General features: G+C 68.4%; 18 protein-coding genes and 4 pseudogenes. 9 read left to right on the top strand and 13 right to left on the bottom strand.

What is annotated here, in order from left to right:
• Nucleotides 1–270 precede the first annotated feature (270 nt).
• Nucleotides 271–492: a helix-turn-helix domain-containing protein gene (locus RV983_RS00335; protein ID WP_475983737.1), complete on the bottom strand. Its 222-nt coding sequence runs from the start codon at nt 490–492 to the stop codon at nt 271–273.
• Nucleotides 493–586: 94 nt separating this feature from the next.
• Nucleotides 587–952: pseudogene (locus RV983_RS00330) on the bottom strand (transposase family protein); the annotation flags it as partial.
• Nucleotides 953–1,057: 105 nt separating this feature from the next.
• Between RV983_RS00330 and RV983_RS00325 the strand changes: the two are divergent.
• From RV983_RS00325 to RV983_RS00315, 3 genes and pseudogenes are all read left to right on the top strand, one after another.
• On the top strand, nt 1,058–1,675 hold the full coding sequence (locus tag RV983_RS00325) for an ester cyclase (protein ID WP_475983736.1): 618 nt from the start codon (nt 1,058–1,060) through the stop codon (nt 1,673–1,675).
• 154 nt (nt 1,676–1,829) lie between these two features.
• Nucleotides 1,830–2,597, top strand: a pseudogene (locus RV983_RS00320) (SDR family NAD(P)-dependent oxidoreductase).
• A gap of 533 nt (nt 2,598–3,130) precedes the next feature.
• Nucleotides 3,131–3,382: a hypothetical protein gene (locus RV983_RS00315; protein WP_475983735.1), complete on the top strand. Its 252-nt coding sequence runs from the start codon at nt 3,131–3,133 to the stop codon at nt 3,380–3,382.
• Nucleotides 3,383–3,792: 410 nt separating this feature from the next.
• Here the strand turns inward: RV983_RS00315 and RV983_RS00310 are convergent, their stop codons facing one another.
• From RV983_RS00310 to RV983_RS00300, 3 genes are all read right to left on the bottom strand, one after another.
• Nucleotides 3,793–4,626: a helix-turn-helix transcriptional regulator gene (locus tag RV983_RS00310; protein WP_475983734.1), complete on the bottom strand. Its 834-nt coding sequence runs from the start codon at nt 4,624–4,626 to the stop codon at nt 3,793–3,795.
• A 254-nt stretch (nt 4,627–4,880) separates the two neighbouring features.
• Nucleotides 4,881–5,750: an NAD(P)-dependent oxidoreductase gene (locus RV983_RS00305; RefSeq protein ID WP_475983733.1), complete on the bottom strand. Its 870-nt coding sequence runs from the start codon at nt 5,748–5,750 to the stop codon at nt 4,881–4,883.
• 287 nt (nt 5,751–6,037) lie between these two features.
• On the bottom strand, nt 6,038–6,967 hold the full coding sequence (locus RV983_RS00300; protein ID WP_475983732.1) for an SDR family NAD(P)-dependent oxidoreductase: 930 nt from the start codon (nt 6,965–6,967) through the stop codon (nt 6,038–6,040).
• Between the two features lie 534 nt (nt 6,968–7,501).
• On the opposite strand from RV983_RS00300, the gene RV983_RS00295 reads away from it, so the two are divergent.
• Entirely contained in the window at nt 7,502–8,038 is a 537-nt protein-coding gene (locus tag RV983_RS00295) for an MmyB family transcriptional regulator (protein WP_475983731.1), read from the top strand.
• A gap of 407 nt (nt 8,039–8,445) precedes the next feature.
• Here the strand turns inward: RV983_RS00295 and RV983_RS00290 are convergent, their stop codons facing one another.
• Genes RV983_RS00290 through RV983_RS00280 form a run of 3 tightly spaced genes read right to left on the bottom strand, consistent with a single transcriptional unit; the run spans nt 8,446 to nt 9,641 of the window.
• Nucleotides 8,446–8,682: an integrase core domain-containing protein gene (locus RV983_RS00290; RefSeq protein WP_475983730.1), complete on the bottom strand. Its 237-nt coding sequence runs from the start codon at nt 8,680–8,682 to the stop codon at nt 8,446–8,448.
• Between the two features lie 3 nt (nt 8,683–8,685).
• Nucleotides 8,686–9,330 carry an IS3 family transposase gene (locus tag RV983_RS00285; protein WP_475983729.1) on the bottom strand — a complete coding sequence of 215 codons (645 nt, stop codon included), beginning with the start codon at nt 9,328–9,330 and terminating at the stop codon, nt 8,686–8,688.
• Nucleotides 9,331–9,335: 5 nt separating this feature from the next.
• Nucleotides 9,336–9,641: a transposase gene (locus tag RV983_RS00280; protein WP_475983728.1), complete on the bottom strand. Its 306-nt coding sequence runs from the start codon at nt 9,639–9,641 to the stop codon at nt 9,336–9,338.
• 272 nt (nt 9,642–9,913) lie between these two features.
• On the opposite strand from RV983_RS00280, the gene RV983_RS00275 reads away from it, so the two are divergent.
• The 4 genes from RV983_RS00275 (at nt 9,914) to RV983_RS00260 (ending at nt 13,069) form a co-directional block, all read left to right on the top strand.
• Nucleotides 9,914–10,351 carry a hypothetical protein gene (locus RV983_RS00275; RefSeq protein ID WP_475983727.1) on the top strand — a complete coding sequence of 146 codons (438 nt, stop codon included), beginning with the start codon at nt 9,914–9,916 and terminating at the stop codon, nt 10,349–10,351.
• Nucleotides 10,352–10,613: 262 nt separating this feature from the next.
• On the top strand, nt 10,614–10,877 hold the full coding sequence (locus tag RV983_RS00270; protein WP_475983726.1) for a hypothetical protein: 264 nt from the start codon (nt 10,614–10,616) through the stop codon (nt 10,875–10,877).
• A 467-nt stretch (nt 10,878–11,344) separates the two neighbouring features.
• A complete protein-coding gene (locus RV983_RS00265) occupies nt 11,345–11,677 on the top strand; it encodes a helix-turn-helix domain-containing protein (RefSeq protein WP_475983725.1) in 333 nt (110 codons plus the stop codon).
• 981 nt (nt 11,678–12,658) lie between these two features.
• Nucleotides 12,659–13,069: a hypothetical protein gene (locus RV983_RS00260; protein ID WP_475983724.1), complete on the top strand. Its 411-nt coding sequence runs from the start codon at nt 12,659–12,661 to the stop codon at nt 13,067–13,069.
• A 504-nt stretch (nt 13,070–13,573) separates the two neighbouring features.
• On the opposite strand, the gene RV983_RS00255 is transcribed toward RV983_RS00260, so the two are convergent.
• From RV983_RS00255 to RV983_RS00240, 4 genes and pseudogenes are all read right to left on the bottom strand, one after another.
• The gene (locus RV983_RS00255) at nt 13,574–14,068 is read right to left on the bottom strand and encodes a hypothetical protein (RefSeq protein WP_475990574.1); all 495 of its coding nucleotides are present in this window, start codon (nt 14,066–14,068) and stop codon (nt 13,574–13,576) included.
• Nucleotides 14,069–14,189: 121 nt separating this feature from the next.
• Nucleotides 14,190–14,402, bottom strand: a pseudogene (locus RV983_RS00250) (ATP-dependent DNA ligase); the annotation flags it as partial.
• Nucleotides 14,403–14,838: 436 nt separating this feature from the next.
• Nucleotides 14,839–15,957, bottom strand: coding sequence for a fatty acid desaturase family protein (locus RV983_RS00245; protein ID WP_475983723.1), 1,119 nt, complete (start codon nt 15,955–15,957; stop codon nt 14,839–14,841).
• A 7-nt stretch (nt 15,958–15,964) separates the two neighbouring features.
• Entirely contained in the window at nt 15,965–17,020 is a 1,056-nt protein-coding gene (locus RV983_RS00240; RefSeq protein WP_475983722.1) for a ferredoxin reductase, read from the bottom strand.
• 86 nt (nt 17,021–17,106) lie between these two features.
• On the opposite strand from RV983_RS00240, the pseudogene RV983_RS00235 reads away from it, so the two are divergent.
• Nucleotides 17,107–18,248, top strand: a pseudogene (locus RV983_RS00235) (PucR family transcriptional regulator).
• A 67-nt stretch (nt 18,249–18,315) separates the two neighbouring features.
• Here the strand turns inward: RV983_RS00235 and RV983_RS00230 are convergent.
• Complete coding sequence (locus tag RV983_RS00230; RefSeq protein ID WP_475983721.1) at nt 18,316–18,693, bottom strand: hypothetical protein; 378 nt, start codon at nt 18,691–18,693, stop codon at nt 18,316–18,318.
• Between the last annotated feature and the right edge of the window lie 337 nt (nt 18,694–19,030).

Raw genomic sequence — 19,030 nt, 5'->3', positions numbered from 1 at the left:
CACGCCCATGGCCGCCCCCCGCAAAAGATGCCGTCATTCACCACTTCCACCGCCGCCTTCGCGGTGTCCGAGAAGCTGCAGAACGCGGGGCCGGCGCCGAGGTCCGCCTTCGGGCGCACCTTCGACTCGGGCTCGCGATCCAGCTCACGCCGGTGCAGTTCCTTGCGGGCGGTTCATGCCGGACCACGGCAGATGCGGGTCGAGGATCGCCGACGCCTCGGTACTGGCAAAGTGCGGCGGGAGCGACGCCGGCCAGGCCGACAGCGCGCCTCAGCCACCACGTCTACTCGGCCCGGCGCTTGCTGTGCTCATCGCGTGAGCGCGGGAGCAGGGCTTGGAGGTACGCCAAAAGTTCCACTTCGATCCGTAACGGACGGTGATGAAGTTGTGGCTGACGTCGAGGCGCTTTGCCAGTTCCCTCACCGTAGTTGCGGCGTAGCCGTGTTCGGCGAAGGTGTCCAGTCCTCGCCGGAGGCTATCGTTTTCGTCCATGCGGACGGGTGCGTACTTCCCGCGCGCTGCCTCTTTCGGCTCCCCTGCCGGTGTTCCGTGCGCCACTCCGGCTCGCTCCGTTCACTGAGCCTTTTCAGCGTTGCTTCTCCAGGGTGAGGATGGCTTTGGCTGCTGACGACAGGCGGTTGGGGCTGCAGCGGGCGTGACGGAAAATGCGCCAGCGTTTGAGGGTGGCCATACCGCGTTCGACGGGATAACGGAGCCGGGCGTGCGCCCGGTTCAGCGATCTTTGCCGGGTGGTGAGCTCCTTGCGGGGCGGGCGTCTGGTCTGCGTGGCGAAGGTGCCGCCGGCGCCGAGGTAGGCCAGATCCGCCAGGGCGGGGATGCCGAGGCGGACGCAGGTGGCAACGATGCGGTGGGTGCGGGCCGCGGTCAGGTCGTGGGTGCGGCCGGGCAGCGCTCGGGAGATCCACACGATCTCGCCTCGCGGGTCGGTGACCCCACACCCCGAAGCTTGACGCTTGTCAAGCACGGCCGCATGATTGACACGTCAAGTACATCGGTGTCATCGGGCACCGACTGCTTCGTCTTTCAGGAGTGCTCCGTGTTCTTCAGTAAGACCCCTGAGGCCGCATCCGCCGCCGGCACCTCCGCGCCCCGGCGCAGGAAGGCCATCGGCGCCATGACCGGCCTCGCCGTCGCCGCCACTCTGGCCGCCGTGGCCGTACCGGCCGCGGCGCAGGGCCAGGGACCGGGCGCCGCCCCGTCCGGGCACTCGTCCCCCCAGCACCACTACCTGTCGCCGCTGCAGGTCACCTCGGCCTACTACGCCAGCTACAACGGCGACCTGGCCGCCGGATTCGACCGCTACATCTCCAAGGACCTGGTCCTCCACGGGTTCAACGGCCCGGAGAACCGCGAGGACTGGATCAAGGGCGATCTGAACATCAAGGCGGGGCTGACCGGCTTCAAGATGACCGTCCTGGACCAGATCGTCGAGGGCGACAAGGTCGTCACACGCTGGAGCTTCGCGGGCCGCCACACCGGGACGATCTTCGGTATCCCGGCCTCCGGCCGCGAGGTCCAGCTCAGCGGGATCTCCATCGACCGCGTGATACACGGCCAGTCCGTGGAGCACTGGTCGGAGGGGAACTTCGGCGTGTTCCTGGACGAGCTCCGCGGCGAGACGCCTCCCGGCACCGTTCACCCCAGCACCAAGTAACCCAGCGTCGGCGACCGCGCCTTGACGGACGACTCCGCCAAGGCCCGGAGACCAACCCACCCGGGCGCGCCACGCATGCGGTGCGCCAGGGGACCGGCCGCGGGCGCGGTGGCGCAGGGCCATTCGCACAATTCATTCGGCAGGAGAACGTTCCATGGCATCCCTTCTTGAGGGCAAGGTCGTACTGATCACCGGCACCGGCGTAGGTATGGGCCGCGTCGCGGCGCAGGTATTCGCCAGAGAAGGCGCGAGGGTCGTCGGAGGCGACATCCGCGCCGACGCCAACGAGGAGACCGTCGGGCTCGTGCGCCGCGCGGGCGGTGAGATGACCGGCATCGCACCGGTCGACCTCACCGACCCCGACCAGGTGCGGCACCTGGTCGAGGACGCCGCGGCGGCCTACGGCGGACTCGACGTCATCTACAACAACGCCGCCTCCCTGCGCTTCGGCCCCATGCCCGACTTCACCGTGGAGGACTGACGCGCGACCATCACCGGCGAACTCGACATCCCCTTCTACGTCTCGAAGTTCGCCTGGCCCCACCTGATGCGGCGCGGTGGCGGCGTCATCATCAACGTCGCTTCCATGGCCGGCATGATCGCAGGCCACAACCCCCCGATGGTCGGGCACACCGCGGCGAACGCCGGGGTCATCGGCATGACACGGCAACTCGCCCTCGAAGGCGCCACCCACGGGATCCGCGCGGTGGCGATCAGTCCCGGCCCCGTCCTGACCCCCGCCAGCGACCGCGACCTGGGCGATAACCAGGCGATGCGGGACGCGATCACCAGCAAGACCCTCCTCAAGCGCTTCGCCCTGCCCGAGGAGATCGTCGAACTCGCCGCCTTCCTCGCCTCCGACCGCGCCGCCTACATCACCGGCGCCAACTACGCCGTCGACGGCGGCGCCAGCGCCTGGTAGTTCAAACGCCCGGCCCCACCCTCGTCTCCTCAGGGTGGGACCGGGACCCATCCCTCGAAGTATCACGGGCCCACACGGCACCCACGTCACCAGGCGTGCCTTGGCCTGCCGAGCAGGGGCAGGGGTCATACCTTTCCACGCCTCCTCGAAACAACCGTCGCATGGCCACCTCAGGCTTGCCGAAGAACATAGAGGCCCCCCCGACGGAGCCCTCAACCTGCACGGCATCCCATGATCAAAACGGGCGAACAGGATTCTCCCCGGGGCCCTGCCATAAGCACTCCGGACTCCGTAGCACTGCGTCCCGTTACGTCCCGGGCTACTCATGTGGATGATGCTTGACACGTCAAGGGTATGTTTGGCTATAGAACGAGAAGCCAGCGTCGCTGCAACGCCCCCGCTTGGCTGTATCACCACCGTAGAACAGCCCACACAGCGATCGATCTCCAAGAGCGGCGCCGCACGCTGCGGCCCGCAGCCGCATTCGTTCCTCGGAAAGATCGCACGAGATCATGAAAGGCGCATGACTCGTCATGCGCCTCAGCAAAAAAGCATTTGCCCTGATGGGTGCCGCGGCCACAGTCTCGCTGTCCCTGATCGGCCTCACCGGAACGCAGGCCGTCGCCGCGGACGGCACCTGGAACCGCGAAATGTCCGGCAACTACCAGGTCTACGCCAACGGGCCGGCCTCGGAGACCTACAGCGCCGGCGGCCGCAACCGGCCCGCACCAGCGGAACACAACTCTCGCGGTGCCGCATCCTGCGACGATGTCCACGCCGCCTGACACCGCACCCGTGGCGAGCACCGGGACGAAGGTTCACCAGACCGACACCACAGCCACGCTGACGCAAACGGCCGCCACGGCCACGCCAGCGCCCGCTACCACCGAGAGCGCTGACGCGGCTACCTCGCACCCGAGCCCGGCGCCGGCAACCCCCACCTCAACGCAAGCGGCGCCGCCGAAGCACCTGTGCCTGCTCGTTGTATGCCTCGGCTGACTGCGCCATGGGGGTGGGCAGGCGGAGAAGCCGCCTCGTTCGTCGGCATGGACGGATAGGTGCGGCCGATCTGGAGGTTGCGATCGCCCTTCGGGGATTATGTTTCGCCATCCGGGCTCGAGACTCACACGCGGCCCGGTTACTGCTGAGCGAGGACATCCAGCAGCAGGTCGGCGACCGTGGTGCCGTCGGTAGTTCAAGGGTGAAGCCTCGAGCTGGTCGTCTCGGCCTGAAGCTGAGCTAGCCTCTCCGCGGAGGGGCTGCCGGGTTCGGCATGGAAGACGACGATGAGCTGGCCGTGGGTGCCTGCGACGGCGAGCCGCTCGTATTGCAGGGTCACCTCGCCGACGCGTGGGTGGTTGAGCTGCGCTACGCCTGCGCCGCGTGGGCTGACGTCGTGGCGGACCCACAGGCGCTGGAACTCCGGGCTGGCGGTGGTCAGTTCGCCGACAAGTTCCACCACCCGTCCGTCTTCGAGCTTTGTTCCTACCAGGGCGCGGAGGCCGGCCACGGCGCGGATGCTCATCTCGTCCCAGTTGAGGTAGAGGCTGCGCAGGTCTTTGTCGAGGAACGCGGCACGGATGACGTTCACGCCCGGGTGGAAGATCGGGGACATGGCGGTGGCCAGTGCGTTGGAGGCGAGGACATCCATGTACCGGTTGAGGACGATCACGGGTGTTTGCGACCACCACGTCGAGATCAGTTGTCGAATCCCGGGGCTGACGTGGTCCGGTTCGGTGAGCTTGTGGTTTCGCCGCGGCGGACTGGCCAGGGCGTGGAGATGCGCGGTGGCGGGTTCGTCGAGCTGCAGGACACGTGCCAGCGCGTCGAGGACCTGAGGTGAGGGGTTCTGGTCTCGTCCCTGTTCCAGTCGCAGGTAGTAGTCGGTACTGATGCCGGCGAGTAGTGCGAGTTCTTCTCGGCGCAGGCCCGGTACCCGGCGGCGGCCGCCCGGAGGGAGACCGACGTCTTCGGGCCGGACGATTTCACGGCGTGCGCGCAGGTAGACGCCCAGTTGCTTGCCACCCATGGCTTCCACGGTACGTCGTGGTCTGCGTACGGGAGGAACAGGAGGGGGCTGTCAGTGGGACTTGACCGTTGGTGAACGGTACGCGTTCTGCATCTGCAGTGGGTGCGGGCGCACGGACGCGGTCGTCCGGCCCGCCTCCCGGGCGCGGCGCCGGGGAGGCGGGTGGCGGAGGGTGCCAGGTGGCGTCGTTCTCACAGCGGTCGCCTTGCGCATGCTGGCCGCGGCGCCGCCTCGCGTGCAAATCGCGGCCAGGGTCAGGCGGCCGGCGCCGGGCTGGGCACGCCGGCGATGATGCGGGCCGCTCCGGGCAGGCCGCGTGCTCCCTCCACCGCCCGGGCGGTGATATCGGGGACGCTGTGTCCCAGGGCCCGGACAGCGTCGTCGAAGATGTCCATGTCGATGAGCTGCAGCGTCGTCAGGTGCTCGGCGTTGGCGGTGGTGACAGCGCCGCCGAGGGCCTGCAGGGCAAAGCTCGAGCCGGTGCCGGAGCGCAGGAGATCGACCAGGGCGGCGATGTCCAGGCCGAGGTCCTGGGCCAGTCCGAGGATCTCCTGGACGTTGCGCTGGTTCATCATCAGCAGGGCGTTGTTCATCAGCTTGCCCAGCTGGCCGGCTCCCCCCGGGCCCATGTGGGTGACCTTCTTGGAGAAGGTCTCGAAGACCGGACGGCACTGTTCGACGATCTGTGCGTCGCCGCCGACCATGGTCGTCAGCTGTCGGGCGACTGCTCCGGCGTTGCCGCCGCTGACCGGCGCTTCCAGGACGTGGATGCCCTTGGCTGCCGCCATGTCGGTCATCTCGTGGGCGAACTGGGGCAGGCCGGTGCCGTGGTTGACGATGACGGAGCCGGGCTTCATGCTGGCGAGCAGCCCGCCGTCGGTGAGGACCTCCCGGATGTCGGAGTCCTCACGCAGGCACAGTCCGACGATGTCGCTGGCTGCACCGAGCTCGGCGACGGTGTTGTGGACGGTGTAGGGCAGGCCGTCGAGGGCGTCGAGCGAGCTGCTGCGACGGGCCCAGACCTGGAGCGGATAGCCGGAGTCGGCGATTGCGCGGGCCATGGGCGCGCCCTGGTCGCCCAGGCCGATCCATCCGATGTTCTGAATCGTGTGGTTGTTCGTCACGTAGGTCTCTCTTGGGTGATGGTGTTCGGGCTCAGCGGTGCCGGTGACGGGGGTGGTGTCCGACACCGGGCGTGCGGGAGGGGGCGGCTCCGGGTGTCGCTCCTGTGGAGCGGGTGGAGCCTGGGGTGGGGCCGGCCTCAGCCACCCGGTGGGGCTGAGGACCGCGGCCTGTTCTTCGTGTGTGCGTTACTCGTTCGCGCCTGGCGGGCAGGTTCGTGGGGTTGTCCGCCTGCGGGGGGCTTCCAGCGGCGAGGTGGAGGTCATGCCCGCGTTGGCCCGGGGTGGCGTCAGGCGCGGCCCGCCTCGCGCAGGAAGCGGTGGGAGATCTCCCAGATGCGGTCGGCGTTGTCGGGGTCGAGGGCGTAGGGGGCGACGCCGCTGGTCCAGCCGTTGCCGTCGGGCACCTGGATGGCCTCGTTGCAATCCTCGAAGTAGCGGCCGCCGACACCGGCGAGCTGCGGAGACGTGGCGACCAGGAGGGTGGTGGCCGCGCCCTGCTCGACGGTCTTGCGCAACTCCACGGGGGTCCGCAGGCCTCCGGTGTGCTTCTGCAGGTTGGTGGCGATGGCGCCCGGCATCAGGGCGTTGGCGGTGATGCCGTCGGCGGCCCAGCGCTGGTTCGCCGCGACGGCGAACAGCACGGTCGCGGTCTTGGACTGGCCGTAGGCGCCGATGGCGTCGTAAGCGCGGTAGCGGTAGTTGATGTCGTCGAAGACCACCGGGGAGATGAGGTGTCCCTGGGAGCTGACGACGACCACGCGGGCTTCGCCGTCGGCGGCCAGCGCGTCGTGCAGGCCGTTGGTCAGGGCGAAGTGGCCGAGGTGGTTGGTGGCGAACTGCATCTCCCAGCCCTCGGGCGTGCGCTGGAGTTCCGGGATGGCCATGACACCGGCGTTGTTGACCAGCAGGTGCAGCGGGCCGCTCCAGGACCTGACGAAGGCCGCGACCGACTCCCGGTCGGACACGTCGAGGCGGCTGACGTGCACGTTCTTGTTGCCGGTCGATGCGGTGATCTCGGCAGCGATCTTCTCGCCCGTGTCGGTGTTGCGTACGGCCAGGGTGACCTCGGCGCCGATGGAGGCCAGGACGCGTGCCGTCTCGATGCCGATACCCGAGGACGCGCCGGTGACAACCGCGCGGCGGCCGGTCAGGTCGATGCCTTCCGCGACTTCCGCTGCCGTGGAAGAAAATCCGAAGGAAGTAGTGATGCGAGTCATGGTGCTAAAGCCCTGCCTGTCGTGGGGTTCTTTACGGCGAGTGAGCGCCGTTGCGAGTTTTGGGTGCCCGGCCTGTCAGGCATTCCCGGGTGAGTGCATTGATGTGAACAGTCCGGGGCGTGGCTGCTCAGGCCGACACAGCAATACTGGGTGAGGGCTCGGTGTGGAGCCAGAACCCTGCGAACCCTGGGACTGGCAGGGCTATGCCCGGCCTCGTGTACCGCTTCTCGGGAAGCGCGCGGACGGGGTCCTGCGAAGCCTGGTAGTAACAGGGCCAACCATTGGGCGTACATCCCTAGCTTCCCGGTATGACTTCTGAGAATGTCCTCGGCAGCTTTCTGCGTGCCCGCCGTGAACTGATCAAGCCGGAGGACGTGGGGATCGCCACCGGAGGGCGCCGGCGGGTGCCGGGCCTGTGTCGGGAGGAGCTCGCGATGCTCGCCGGTGTCAGCACGGACTACTACCTGCGCTTGGAGCAGGGACGCGACCGCCAACCCGTCGGCTCAGATCATCGATGCTCTGTCCGGTGCGCTGATGCTCGATGACGAAGCAGCGGCGTATCTGCGTGCTCTGGCGGTGTCCCCGCCGCGGCGGAAACGGGCGCGTAGACGTCCTGACCGCGTGCCCGTGGGCATCGACCAGCTCGTCCGGCTGCACCTGGATATGCCTTCCTTCGTTCACGACCGGTACATGAACGTTATTTCTGCGAATCCCTTGGCCGAAGCGCTTTCTCCTTGCTATCGCGGCGGGACCAATGTGCTGCGCACGACGTTTCTCAATCCGGAGGTGCGTGAGCTGTACGAGGACTGGGAGCGTACTGCTCACAGCCTGGTGGCTTCGGTGCGGGCATTGGCCAGCCCTGACCTGGATGACCCGCAGCTCGCCGAATTGGTGGGTGACCTGTCGATCAAGAGTGAGGACTTTCGTCGCCTGTGGGCGCGGCACGATGTGCGAGCGCGGACCAGCGGCAACGCTCATTTGCTGCATCCGCAGATAGGCCCGGTGAGCTTGAATTTCCAGAAACTAGCCTCGATGTTTCATGATCAGCCGCAGGCTTGCACCGACGGCTGATCATGAAACATCGAGGCTGAAGCGGGTGTCGCAGGTTCGAATCCTGCCTGGGGCACAAGGGAAAAGGCCCCGGACCGATCAAGGTCCGGGGCCTTTGACATCCACTTCTGACATCAACGGCCGCGTTCGATGACGGCCATCCGCTGGTCTGCCGCCTCCGGATGCGATCGCTCCACTCGCCGTTTCGAGCGCCCTGTAAACGCTTGTGGTCGACAGCCACTGACGTGACACGATGCCGGTCCGGCGTGGGCGACAGGGGGTACAGGGTGACCAAGGACGAAGCTGTCGAACAGCTGAAGATGCTCGCGTGTCAGGGGACAGTAGGAGTTCCCCGCTCGCGGACAGTTGATCTCCCCACTGGTGGACGTTGAAAGTGAAGTTTCCCCGTGATCTCGGACACTCGTTGCTTACGCTGCGAGGGTGTGTTCTTGCTCGTGTCGCTGTCGGATCTCCAGCGGGGTGAGGTATCCCCAGGCCGGATGCTTCCGTAGTCGTCTGCGGTTGTAGAAGGTCTCGATGAAGGCGAAGATCTCCGACCGAGCGGTGGCCCGGTCGGGCCAGCGGCGGGTGCCGATCTCCTCTTTGAGCAGTGCGAAGAAGCTCTCGGCGGCGGCATTGTCGTAGCACGAGCCGGTGCGGCCCATGCTTTACCGCAGTCCCAACCGGCCAATTTCACATCGGAGTTCGTCAGAGGTGTACTCCGATCCGCGATCGGAATGCGCGATGCATCCGGGCTGGAGCCGGCCGCGTCCCGCGGCCATCGTCAGCGCGTCGACGACCAGGGAGGCGCGGTGGTGGTCGGCCATCGAGTAGCCGACGATCTCGCGGGTGGCCAGGTCCAGCCAGGTCGACAGATACAGCCAGCCCTCGTCGGTGGGGATGTAGGTGATGTCACCGACCAGTTTCCGGCCCGGGGCGTCGGCCGTGAAGTCGCGGCCGATCAGGTCCGCGGCGGGCACCGCCTTCTTCGCCGGGCGGGTCAGCGACCGGCGCTTGCGCCGGGTGACCCCGGCGATGTCGCGCTCACGCATGATCCGCTCCACTCGCTTGCGGTTGACCCGCCGGTCCAGCCTGCGTAACTCGGCATGGATTCGCGGCACCCCGTAGGTACACCGGGAGGCGATGTGCAACACGGTGATCTCGTGGGCCAGGGCATCGTCGGCGGCACGACGGGCGGCACGGTCCTGCTCGCCGGCCAACCAGGCGTAGAAGGAGGACCGGGCCACTTTCAGCAGCCGGCACAACAGAGCAACGTTATGGGTGGTTTTCTCCGCCTCGATGAACGCGTACACCTCGCTCATCGATCGCTCTCTTTCGCGAAGAAGACCGCCGCTTTTCGCAGCACCTCGATCGTCTCGGCCTGCTCACGGTTCTGCCGTCGCAGCCGACGCAGCTCTTCCCGCTCCGCGCTCGTTAGCGCGCCCGGTGCCCCTTGCCCGCGGTCGATCGTGTCCTGCTTGACCCAGTTCCGCAGTCCCTCGGCGCTGACCCCGATCTCCCGGGCCACCTCGGTGACGGTCTTCCCGGAGGACCGGACCGGCGCGACCGCGTCGCGCTTGAACTCCTCCGTATACCGCCTGCTGCGGTTGCTCTTACTTCCCACCTGGCCACTACCTCTGGAACCTCACGTCCCAGTCTCCAGGTGTCCAACATCAAGGGGAAGCTTCACAACTGCGCGGTTCGTGTCCCGCTGTCGGGGTTCGGCCTGATCATGGCGGCAGTTCACCAGGTCAAAAAGGTCCCGCATTGCCCGATATGGCAATCCTGAGACACCCCCCCCGCGCGGAGCGCCAGCGGCAGCCGTCCGCCACGTCCTCTCCTGGACCGTGGAGGAAGTGGCGTGAGTGGGAGAGCAGCTCGGGGGAGGATGGGGCCATGGATGATCTGAGGGAGTCTCCGCAGGCGCGGTTCGACGAGAAAACGACCCGTGAGAGTGTGATCGACCACGTCTACAAACTGTTCGCCGACCTCGCCATCTGCAGCTGCGGCAACCCCGAGTCGGCCTACGACCTGATCCGGAGCCTGCTCGCGCTCGCCCCGTTTCACGAGCGGAGCCGCGCCGACGTTGCCGATCTGATTGGCACCGAAGGCGCCTACCAGCTAGTCCTGTCGCAATTGACGGACGCCGAGCTGATCCAGCACGGGGTAGACATCAGCGGATCGTGGCTGACGCCGAAGGGCGAGTGGTACCTCGCGGCACTCCGCACGATCACCGACTGGACCGATTTGGATAAGGGGGACCGGTCCAGCATCGGGTTCCCGCACGACGAGGCGGACTGCACAGATGCGTGTTGGAAGGTACCCATCTCATGAGCACGGAGTGCCGGGTCTAATGGGGCCAAAAGGCGGCGGCCTACCGCGAGGCCACGACCCGGCCGCCGTGCTCCGCCGGATCGCCGCCGACTGGAAGCAGCTCCAACTGCACGCCGCGGTCCCAAACCATGGCTGGTTCAGCCCGGATCCACCGGTCGGTGACCGCCCAGGTTGGGCTGGAAATCGAAGAAGTGCCCTGTGACCTGCGATGATGGGAGTTCTTGAGGCTTCCAGCACGCACGATTACGAGGGCACTTCCGAGATGCAATCTCCCCATGCCGCCGGACGGGTGTCCGCACGGTTCGATGATCCGAATCTGGTCGCGTACGGCGGGCTGGTTCCGCTGGTGCGGCTGGCCGAGCGGTGCGGGCTGCCCGGCTTGCTGGAGTCGCGGGTGAGTCTGCCGGCCTCGGTCAACGGCACGGGGGCCTTCCCGGCGGCGAAGGCGATGACACTGATCGCGGGCATGGCCGCGGGCGCGGACAGCATCGACGACATGGACCGGCTGCGGCACTCCCAGCAGTGAGGTCGGTGTGCGGTACCTCGGTGAAGGTGTCGGCTGCGGGCGCGCGTGCCGGGAGGTTCGGTAGTGGGGTTCTAAGCCGGAGTAGATGCTGGGCGGGCGATGGGGCTGGCTGTCGGACAGTGGTGCTGTGGTAGGCCGCTGAGCGGTTGGCATCACCAGTGGTACGCAGGAGAGCAGTACCGGCAGTAGGTGAGTGATGGATCCCCAGAGGGAAGAACGGAGGAGCGACGCGCCATCAGGATCGCCCGGGCGGGCGTTGTGAGCCCGGGTACCGCAGGACATCGTTAGTGAGGTGGTCTCCGGTCACGCATCCGCGATCCCCGCGCCCCCGGCAGTTTTCCGGTCGGGTGGGCGGTAACAGTAGGCCGGCGTAGTAGCAGGGTCGGCAGATGGTGTAGCTGTTCCTTCGGGGTCCTGGTGCCGTACGGCACCAGGGCCCCTCCACGCGTTTTCGTAGAGAGGTGCAGATGACAGCTGACGACTCGTTCGGTCGTCTCGATGACGACGACTACCCCGCCTACACGATGGGTCGGGCTGCCGAGATGCTCGGGACCACGCAGGGTTTTCTGCGTGCGGTCGGCGAAGCCCGCTTGATCACCCCGCTCCGCTCCGAGGGCGGACATCGTCGCTACTCCCGCTACCAGTTGCGGATCGCTGCCCGCGCCCGCGAGCTCGTCGACCAGGGGATGCCCATCGAGGCCGCCTGCCGCATCGTCATCCTCGAAGACCAGCTCGAAGAAGCCCAGCGCATCAACGCCGAACACCGCCACGCCGCATCGCGACGCGCGGCCGACACGTGACCTGCAGATGGATTTGTTCCAGGTCCTCGAGGCCCTGATGCCTTCGATGTGCCCCGCCCCGGCGGCGGCCATCCGGATGCGGTCTGGAGCAGCAGTACCGCCGACGGCGGTGCACGGGCCAGCGGTGGTCAGGGAGATGTTCGCGGGGTCCAGCCGCCGCAGGACACCGCGTTCCCGCGCGGACCCCGGTGCCCGCGGTGTCAGACCGCGATGGCGTCCCGCCAGGTGGTGTAGGGGATCAAGGTGCCGGAATCCGCAGGTCAGGTACGGAGGCTCCGCCCTGCCGGATGCCCAACCCGCGTCACCGGCAGGCTTCGTGGGCTGCCGCCTCGACGGAGATCGCCATGGGCCTCGTACCGGAACGCGTAGCGCTTGATCCCCTACACCACGTCGTGGGACACGACCCAGACCGCGCTGGTACCGGTCGGCAGGCCGGCCGCGGCTGTCGCAGCCGGGTGCGACACGGCGATTCAGGACGATGCCGCCGATCGTGGAATCGGCGGAGGAATGCGGCCCGGTACGTCGCCCCGGACTGCGGGTCAGCGGCCCAGGGCGGCTTCGCCGCTCGTGGCGGTGATGGGATGCCGTCCTGACCGCCCGCTGGCCGCACTGACCGCCCGCACGGGTTTCGGGGTGCGGAGAGTGTGTGGGCCCCGCCTGGATTGTGACGGCCTGGCGGGGCCCTGTGGCGTGCACCCGGCAGCGACGATGACACCGGTGTGCGCCTGCCCACTGAAGCCGACCGTGGGCAGAGGTGCGGCGCGGCGTGGCGTAGCGGGGACCGGCGCTACTCCGATGGGTGCGCGCTGAGCGGTCGGGTCTCGGGTGACCTGGTGGGTGCCTGTCCCGGGGAGGGCCGGCCGAGTCCGGTGTCTTGTGCGGTTGTTGTGCGGTGGTGATACTTCTGCGGCCGGGGAGTTCCGGTTGGCGTTTCTTGGAGTGGGGGGCTTGATGCGCAGGAGACAGTGGTGGGCTCGGGCAGTGGCAATGCTGGCGGCCGTGCTGGGGTTGCTGGTGCTGGGACCGGCTCCGCAGGCGAGTGCGGGGGGCTGCACCATCGTGGGGTGTTCGCAGTCCTGGAACTACACCTCCACCTATGCGACCGCGTTCAAGAGCTGGACGTGCGACTGGGGGACGACCGGCTCGTGGAGCACCGGCTGTGTCGGGGGTGATCCGTACGGGCTGTCCGGCTATGCGACGCACACACCGGACGGACAGGACTGGGATGTGGTGCGCATCGATGCGGGCTGGTGCTACAAGCTGCATCTGATGGCGCCGGGCAAGACGTGGGACGTGGTGTACGACCGGCGCGGTACCTCGGCGGCGTACGTCAAGGTCGAGAACTGGGGGTATGCCAAGATCACGTACCAGTCGTCCACGTCCTGTCCGTAGATCCAGCAGCGCGCCGTCTCAAGGGCGCGGCTGCCACACGACCTGGCGCGGGTCCCTCGTGCCGGAGACGATCCGCCGACTGCACCATGGCCAACGGGACTCGTCCCTGTGGCGACGGTCCCCATGTGATGCTGAGGCAGCCAGGCCACCGGTTCGCCGCTGCATGAGCGGCCGGAACCTGCGTCCCGGCACCGTACGGTGCCGGGGCGTTCCCGGGGGTGCGGCAGGCGAGGGCAGGGCCATCAGTGCTACCAGGTGTTGCGGTAGATGTTGCGCGAAGTGGTGCGCTGAGTGCGCGGGCCTCCGCAGCGCTGTGGAGTCCGCCCAGGTCACCACAGGTGTACGGCTGGTCGGTCCGCTGACATCCCCGTTGCGCCCTCTTCGCCGGTGCCCTGGCTGGAGTTGAGGATGGGGGAGGGCGGGGTGGGTGGCGCGGACGCAGCCGGGGGGGTCGGGCGCGCTCACCGGTGTTGCGCGTCGGCGGGCCGCCGCGCCCGGCCGCCGTCAGCGCGGCGGCGACGTCCAGTGGGGGACGTCGGCAGGGGAAAGGTCGGGGCGGGCACGGTGCAGGCGTGCGGGGTGGCGCCACCGGCCGGAGGCGTCACGCGCGACATCGACGCCGACTTCCGCCACCAACTCGGGTTCCACCGGCGCGACGTTCAGCGTCTCCCGGCTGCCCCATCCGGCGCTGAACGACCAGCCCCTCCATGGAGGACCGCACCGGGCCGGGGCGAGCAGCCCGGCGACCGGTGCTGCACATTGTCTGGGTGAGGGTGGTGGTGCGGCCGGTGACTTGAGGCGGCCGTCGTTGTCGTATCTGCCGAGCAGCAGACTGCCGGGGGCGGCCGGAGAGCCGGTGACCGCGCCGACGTTCGCCTCGGTGGTCTCGCGCACCTTGTACTTCCGCCCCCCGCGCACCGAAGGCTCGTACGCACTGTCCAGCCGCTTGAACAGCACGCCCTCCATCCCGGGCGCCGTCCACGTCAGCCACTCGCGCACGGTGTTTTGGGTCGGTGGTCGACGGGCACAGCACCCACGGCGCCGACAGCCGGCGCGCGGCGGACATGGACTCGAGCGCGGTCCTGCGCCGTCGATACGGCCACCCGATGGTCTCCGTCCCCGACAGCCGCAAAAGATCGAACGCGACGAAGTGGGCCGGCCGCTCGCCGGCCGCCCGGGCAGCCCCGGCGCCGCGCCGCTGAAGCCGGTTCTGCAGCTGCTCGAAGGCGAGGCGGCCCGCGGCGTCCCGGGCGGCCGGCTCGCAGTCGATCCCGCTGTCCGCCGGCAGCTGCGCCAGGGCCGCCGCCCGGATCTCGGGGAACGCGGTCGTCATGTCCGTGCCGCGCCGTGAGCGCAGCAGCACCCGCCCGCCCGCGTACACGGCGAGCTGAGCCGGTTTCGGTCCCATTTCGGCTCACCCGCCCACCCCGGCAGCGGCGCGGGGTCGGACACCGGGGCGGCGAGCATCGGTTCCGGCAGTGTCCACGTCACAGCCCATGCCTTCCACCCGGCCCGCCCGTCGGCAAACCGAGTGCGCGTACGCCACCCGACTACCGGCCCGACCACGGCGGGTCAGCGTACTGCAACTCCTCGCCGGGGGCTGGGTGCTGAGCTCCTGGCGCACGTCCAGGCAGCGCAGCCGGACACCGGGCTGCCCGGATCCCGTGTTGTACGGTCTGATGTCGCGGTCGCCCACCGTCCGCAGCGGATCTCACCGAACCCGGCGGTGCCGCCGGTAGGGCCGGAAGATCTGAACCGATACCGGGAATTCAGGCCGCGACGAGCTCCTGCTCGCGGTCCGGCGTCGTGACCTTGGGCTTCTTGTTCGGCAGCGAGAGCCGGAAGACCTTGTGCCACGCGGAGAACACCTGCTTGGGCAGCGGCCCGGTGACGTACTCCAGCTCGTACTTCTCGAACAGTGCGCGCACCTTCACCGCGACCTCGGCGTAGCGGTTGCTCGGCAGGTCCGGGAACAGGTGGTGCTCGATCTGGTGCGACAGGTTGCCGGTCATGAAGTGCATGGCCCTGCTGCCGCTGATGTTCGCCGAGCCCATCATCTGGCGCAGGTACCACTGGCCGCGCGTCTCGCCCTTGATCGACCGGCGCTCGAAGACCTGCACGCCCTCGGGGAAGTGCCCGCACATGATCACCGAGTGGGACCAGATGTTGCGGACCACGTTCGCGGTGAACGTGGCGGCGAGTGTGGTGAGGAACGACGGGCCCGACAGCAGAGGGTGGATCACGTAGTCCTTGAGCACCTGCTTGCGGATCTTGCGGCCCACGGCCTTGGCCCGCGCGCGGAACTCCGGGTTCCTGCGGCGGCGCTTGTGCAGATTCTTGCCGAGCTCCAGGTCGTACGCTGCGATGCCGTACTCGAAGAAGCAGGCGTTGATGAAGTTCCACAGCGGCTGGCCGAGGTGGAACGGGTGCCACTTCTGGTCCTCGTCGACGCGCATGATGCCGTAGCCGAGGTCGTTGTCCTTGCCGATCACGTTGGTGTACGTGTGGTGCAGCTCGTTGTGCGAGTGCTTCCACTGCTCGGACGGCGAGACGTGATCCCACTCCCAGGTGGTGGAGTGAATCTTCGGGTCTCGCATCCAGTCCCACTGGCCGTGCAGGACGTTGTGGCCGATCTCCATGTTGTCCATGATCTTCGCCACGGACAGACCGGCGGTGCCGAGCAGCCACGCGGGCGGGAAGATCGAGAACAGCAGCACGCCTCTGCTGACCAGCTCGAGCTTGCGCTGCGCCGAGATGACCTTGCGGATGTAGGCGGCGTCTTTCTCGCCGCGGCCGGCGATCACCTCGTCGCGGATCGCGTCCAGCTCGCGGCCGAGCTCCTCGATCTGCTCCGCGGTCAGGTGGGCGGTGGGGTCGATGGTGGTCAAGGTGCTCCTACCGTTCGATGTCGCAGGGGCCCGCCGCGGCGGACACGCAGGTCTGGATGAGGACGCCCGGCTCGGCCTCGGTGATCTCGCCGGTGCGCAGGTCGCGGACGGCGCCCGCCTTGAGCGGCGTGATGCAGCCGAAGCAGATGCCCATGCGGCACCCGGAGGGCATGAGCACGCCGGCCTCCTCACCGACGTCCAGCAACGGCGTGGCGCCGTCCGCGTCGACGGTCTTGCCGGTGGCGCTGAACGTGACCTCGCCGCCGTCGGCGGCGACGACGATGCTGGGGCGGAAGCGTTCGGTGTGCAGGCGCTCTTGCACGCCGTGCTGGCTCCAGTGCTGTTCGGCGGCGTCGAGCAGGCCCGCGGGCCCGCAAGCCCAGGTCTCGCGCTCGGCCCAGTCGGGCACGAGTTCGTCGAGACGGGCGATGTCGAGCATGCCGTCGGTGTCGGTGTGGACCTCGGTGAGCCGCAGCTTCTTGTCCGCGACCAGGTCGTGCAGTTCGTTGCGGAAGATCACGTCTTGCGGCTGTGGCGCGCAGTGGACCATGACGACGTCGTCGAACTCGATGTCGCGCAGCATGCCCATCACGGGCGTGATGCCGCTGCCGGCCGTCAGGTAGAGCACCTTGGCGGGCTTGGCCTGCGGCAGCACGAAGTCACCGGTCGGCTGGTCGAGCTGGATCAGCGTGCCCGGTTTCGCCCTGCGGACCAGGTGGTTGCTGACCTTGCCGTCCGGGATCGCCTTCACGGTGATCGTGACGCGGCCGTCCTGGCGGTGTGTCGGCGAGGTGATGGAGTAGGCACGCCACAGGCGCACCCCGTCGACGTCGACCCCGATCCGCACGTACTGACCGGCTGTGTGGCCGCGCCAGCCCCGTCCCGGCCTGATCACGATAGTCGCGGCGTCACCCGTCTCGGGGTGCACGGCCTCGATGCGCCCACGCAGGTCAGCGCCCGCACGCAGCGGGCTGACCAGGTCGAGGTAGTCCGACGGCAGCAGCGGCGTCGTGACCGTCTCCAGCAGTTTCCACGCCCTGCTGCGGAGGGCTGCACTCGTCATGACTCCAGCTTGCTGCGCCTCAAGGCGTAAAGTCCTGACCGCAGGACGTGAATCTGGTCGGCTGAATTGTTCGCAGGGAACAAAACGTGAGCCATGCAATCCGGAGGGCCAGCGAACTGGCCCTCAATGAGACGACGGTCACCGCGCTTCGGGCCGCGCTGAAGACCACCGCCGACGAGGTCGTCCAGGCGATCATCGACGAGGTCCCTTCCTACGCCAACGCCCTTTCGGGCCACATGGGCGCCACCATCCGCCGAGCCGTCCGTACCGCCCTGGGGCACTACCTGGACCTCGCGAGCGGGAACGCCACAGGCGGCGACGCCGGTGACGCAGCCTACGAGCTGGGCCGCGGCGAGGTGCGCGACGGCCGTTCGATGGACGCCCTGCTCAGCGCCTACCGCGTCGGCGCCCGCGTGGCCTGGCGATGCCTGGCAGCCGGTGCCGTACCCGCGGGTCTGCCCGCCGCCGAGGTCGCCAAGTTCGCCGAGCTGACCTTCGCCTACATCGACGAGCTCTCCGCCGCGAGCGCCGCGGGCCACGCCGACGAACTGGCTGCCCGGGGAAGGGCCCACGAGCGCCAGCTGGAACACCTGGCCCGCGACCTCCTCGCCGGCGCGAGCCCGGACGTGCTGCTGGCCTCTGTTCAACGGGCCGGGTGGCAGCCTCCGGTTTCGCTGACCGCGGTCCTGCTGCCCGCCGCCCAGGCCCGGCTTCTACCTACCGCGCGCTCGACCCGAGCACCCTGGTCCTCGACGATCTGCCGGATGCCACCGGTGTGTTGCTCGTCCCCGATGCCGACCGGTCACATCTCTTGCGGCAGCTGACCGACCGCACCGCCGTGGTCGGCCCGGTCCGGCCATGGACCCGTGCGTCCGCCTCGTATGCACGAGCCGTCCGCGCGCGCTCCCTCTCCTTTGATATTCGCGACACCGAGGACCACCTGCCCGAGCTGGTGCTGAGCGCTGACGTGGACGCGTTCGCAGACCTGCGTACCCGAGCCCTCGCACCGTTGCGGACCTTGCCTGTCGCGACTGCACGGCGGCTGGAGGAGACGTTGCGGGCCTGGCTGCTGCACCAGGGCAGGCGGGACGAGGTGGCGGCGGCGTTGTTCGTCCATCCCCAGACAGTCCGGTACCGGATGTCGCAGCTGCGGGAGCTGTTTCCGGATCTCGCATCGCCACACCGGGTCCTTGAACTGACGCTGGCGGTCGGTCTTCGGGTCAGCTGACCGTCCACGGCCGCGTCCGCGAGCGGTCCGGGAATCGTGCCCCTCGTTCTCGGTGCCGTCAGCCGGCTCATGCGGCCCGGGGGAAGAGCGGTATGAGCCAGCCGGGACCGGGGGTGATGTGAAGACCGGACAAGGCCTCGGGAAGCCCGTCGGGGGCGCTGCCTCTGACAAGCGCGGTGGCGGATACGGGGCCGCTGCCGGTGCAGCCCAACTCCCCGACCTCGTGCAGGAGGTGCGTGACAGGGACGGCCGGAGCGTCGGACCGGCTCCGGCGCAGGCGGCCGCGGTAGGGGTCGACCGGGGTGGGCCGGTAGCCCGACGCTGCCGCCGCGATGAGCGTCGTGGCGGCAGCCACCCCGACCGGCTGCCTTCGGGCGGCCAGGGCGCGGGCCACGTTCCCCAGGCCGATAATGCTGACGCTGCTCGTGGAGTTCCTCGTGCTCACCGTGCAGCTCGGCGTGCGAGGCGGCAACCTCCAAGGCGCACCCATCGAGGCTGTCGATGCCCGGGAGTCGCCGCCGGGGCAGGCCTGGCCGGGATCTGGCTGGCGGCACGCGCCCGGCGGAAACTCTTGCCGAGGGATCACCCGCGCCATTCGCGAGCCATGGAGAACTTTCTCTCACGGCCGGGCGGTTGTGGCCGAGCCGTATAGATCACGGGTGATAGCTATCATGTGGACGGTGCGATACGCGGGCTTACATGATGAGTCCGCACGCCGTGCACGACACACACCCTGCTCTATGAGGTTCGAATGACCCTGCCGTCGCTGTTGCTGGTGCCCG

Source organism: Streptomyces sp. RLA123 (assembly GCF_056270165.1).
This window is presented reverse-complemented; position numbering and strand designations above follow the sequence as displayed.